The following is a 3,697-nucleotide window of genomic DNA, read 5'->3' on the forward strand; positions in this document are numbered from 1 at the left end:
ATCAAGCAAAAAGTAGCTTTAAACAATTCATTTTCTACCAGCGTCAGGAACAGATACAAGCAAAGGCTAAAACAAAATTCCTTATTTACTTTAAGTCTAGGCGCTTTTTATATCTTTTAAATGCTCGTATAAGCTGTTGTATTCTTTTTTGTTGCGGATCTAGCGCAACCCAGCCTTGACCTTTTGGTTGTTTTAGACAATAATGGGCGGCCATCATAGCCAGGCCATTGGCTAGAATACCCGACAAAACCATAATATCTTTAACCCAGTCGTACCAACCATAAGTGACTACTATACCTGTAGCCATTACTATAGCTGTAGCCATGCCGACCAAAGCCGTGCAAGTAGTACCCCGAAAACCAAAAAGAGCTAAAATAAAAGGGGGGAGCACTATAATCGGCATAGCGAATGTAATAGGTTCTATCACATACTCAGCTAGGTCCAATGGGTCAAGATAGTAAAGGGTTACAATCATAGACAGTAGGCCTGTAAATAATCCAGCTAATTTGGCAATTCGAAGCTGGTCTATGTAGGGGTCTCGTTTTATACCTCGAATACTTTGCACCACATCATGGCTAAACATAATCGAAGCAGTGTGTAAATTAGAATCAGCCGTGGACATGGCCATGCCTAATACACTAATCATGAAACATCCTTTATAAACAGGTGGCATATCAGCCAGTATATATGGCCAAACTGCTTGTACGGGGAGATTAGGAGCTCCTACAAAAACAAATAGGCTAATAATCAACAGAAAAATGATTATAACAGGTATTATCAAGCTCACACACAAAAACACTTTTCTGATTTGCATAGGACCAGCACTCATATAGGCTCTGTGTATAACTGTGGGAGATATAAAAGGTACAGTACTTAAAAACTCTAAAAGCAGACCCGATTTTTGTGTGTTGCTATCAACTTTGAAGAAATTGCTTAAGCTAAATTCGTGGTGCTTTTTTAAAAATAAAAAAGCCTCTAACAAGGACTTATCTGTTTTTATAAATACAAACTTCATAAGCAGAGGAATCATGATAGTAAAAGTCACAAACTGCCATACATCCGTAACAGTAACGGCACGAATACCCCCAAAAGTAGCATAAATAATAAGGATTAAAGTAGCCAACATGGTAAAGATACGAGGATCAATCGAATCTATACACATGGCGATAATAGAGGACATTACATTGATTTCAAGAGAAACCATACTAATCATAAAGCAGATACTGATACAAGCGACAATAAGCCTTGGATACTTACCATATATGCTACCTATAGTCTCTGCAATAGAGAGATGTTGCATAAATGGTCCCATACGCAGCCCCAGCAGACTGCACATCGAATAACGGAACATAAGGATAATGGAAAAAGTCATGGAATATATACCCCAATCATAGAAGCAGGTTGTCCACACCATCATAGATGCTCCTCCAAAAATTGTAGCCAACGTTGTAACCACCAGTTTACTAGTATGAAAGGATTTATTGCCTACAGCATATTCCCGAAATGTAATTGCCTTTTTAGTAGCGTAAAGGCCTACCAGAAGGGTGAATATCAAAAAGGCCAGTACCATTAAAAGTGTAGTGGAATAGTAGATCATAGATAAATCGTTATTTGATAAAAGCTATTTTATTGGGTTTTAAAAAGAAAAACAGTTACCAGGGAGCTATTACAGTAAGGATCCTCTTTTACTTACCAATGCTTGGACCAGCTAACTTGCTTTTAATTAGATCTTTCATCTCCTCTTTCCTTGCCAAGTCTAGAGGAGTTTTCTGATTATTACCTTTCATAGTTAAGTTAATGCCTTGTAATGCTATTAAAAACTTTACTATATCTACATGACCTTTATATAGTGCTAGATGTCAAGGGGCATCTTTGCTGTTGTTTTGGCTATTTAGATTTGCCTTAGCTTGTATAAGCGCTTCTACAACACCTGTATAGCCTTCTCTAATTGCCAGATGCAGGGGAGTCTCTTCATATTGATTTTGCGCATCTACATTAATTTTATCATTGTTTATCAGTTCTTCCACTACATTTATACGTCCGTTGATAGCTGCCATATGCAAAGCAGTATATCCATTTTTATTTTGGCTATTTACATTAATACCTTGTGGTATTTCTAAAAAAGCCTTAACTGTATCTAGATAGCTTTTCGATGCCGCTAAGTGTAGTAAATCGTGATGATTTTCAATATTAAAATCAGGTTTAACTTGTAAAATCAATCGTGTTATGCCTTCATAACCCTTATCAACTGCCCAGTGGAGAAGATTAGTATAACCTGGGACACTTAAATCAATATCTGGTAATTGAAGCAAGAGATGAGCTACTGGTTTGTGACCGGCTTTTGATGCTAAAAAGAGAGGCGTTTCGTTCTTGTTATTTTTCGCATTTATATCAATATGCTCCTTGGTTAAGAGTACTTTGACTACCTCTGTATGGCCTTTCAAAGCGGTCAAATGCAAGGCAGTCCATCCATCTTTATTTTTAACATTTACATCAATCCTATCATGCTTTAAGAGTGCTTTCATTATCGCTGTATAGCCATGCCATACTGCCACATGCAAGGCAGTCCATCCGTCATTATTTTTCGCATTTATATCAATCTTATCATGCTTTAAGAGTGCTACAACTAACCCTGTATATCTCCAGAGAGTTGCCAGATACAAAGCAGTATCACCGTATTTATCTTTCGTATTTATATCAATCTTCTCATTGGCTAAGAGTGCTTTAACCACCTCTGTATAGCCCCCTTCAACTGCCAGATGCAAGGCAGTAAAATCGTATTTATCTTTTGCATTTATGTTAATCTTCTCCTGGGTTAAGAGTGCTTTAACCACCTTTGTATAGCCACGCCAAGCTGCTATATGTAAGGCAGTCCATCCATCGTTATTTTTCGCATTTACATTAACCCCCGGATTGGTTAAGATTTCTTTGACTACCTCTGTATGGCCATTCAAAGCGGCCAGATGCAAAGCAGTATCTCCTGTATCTGGAAAGGTATATGTAACATCTAGCTCGTTATGTCTAGGGTGCTTTAATAAATCCAGCGCTATATCTGGTTGTTGACACTGCAACGTATAGAAAAGTGCAGGTGGCTTGTCCCCTGTATGGTTAATATTGGTGCTTTTTAAATTAATTAAAGCAACAACCAATGCCTTATGACCTTTATTTATATGTAGACCCAGTGGTGTTAGCCCAGTCCGTTGGTTAGGTGTTTTATCTAAGCCAGCGTTTAGCCCTGCTTTTTGATGTAAAGTAGAATCTAAAGCGGTTTTTCCGGCATCCATTGGTTGGCGCCTTAGGCGTGTTCCCCTTATGCAAGAAAAAAAAATATGTAGGCTGAATAGCGCGGTAAATAGCGTTAGGGTATAATTTAGATACTTTTTCATAATGTTTAATATAAATTATATAATACAAGAGAACAGCTTATGAAGTATTTGCATAATAAACTGCTTAGAGCACAATACAAAAAAAGAAATATAATTCCAATATAAAAGTCATATAGTACCCATTGACCAATGTAGCAAAATAGGCAAACGATTCTTGTAAAGAGTGATATAAAAATTACTGTATACCATTGGGCTGAATAAAGACTATTATATTTGAACATCAATAAAATATGTTTCGGTTCACTCAATGGCGTCAACTTAAGGGATTTTTAATTATTTTTATTTGATTACAAGGCTTTTTTATCTTACTT

2 protein-coding genes and 1 pseudogene are annotated in these 3,697 nt (G+C 36.9%); all 3 read right to left on the bottom strand.

Annotation, left to right across the window (positions count from 1 at the left end; genetic code table 11):
* Positions 1-85: 85 nt before the first annotated feature.
* Entirely contained in the window at positions 86-1,597 is a 1,512-nt protein-coding gene (locus MUW73_RS03900; protein ID WP_243018747.1) for a sodium:solute symporter family protein, read from the bottom strand.
* An 88-nt stretch (positions 1,598-1,685) separates the two neighbouring features.
* Positions 1,686-1,850, bottom strand: a pseudogene (locus MUW73_RS04685) (hypothetical protein); the annotation flags it as partial.
* 9 nt (positions 1,851-1,859) lie between these two features.
* A complete protein-coding gene (locus MUW73_RS03905; protein WP_243018748.1) occupies positions 1,860-3,386 on the bottom strand; it encodes an ankyrin repeat domain-containing protein in 1,527 nt (508 codons plus the stop codon).
* Positions 3,387-3,697: the final 311 nt, after the last annotated feature.

The sequence above is a fragment of the Candidatus Cardinium sp. cByotN1 genome (genome assembly GCF_022810525.1).
In the GTDB taxonomy this organism is placed as follows: domain Bacteria; phylum Bacteroidota; class Bacteroidia; order Cytophagales; family Amoebophilaceae; genus Cardinium.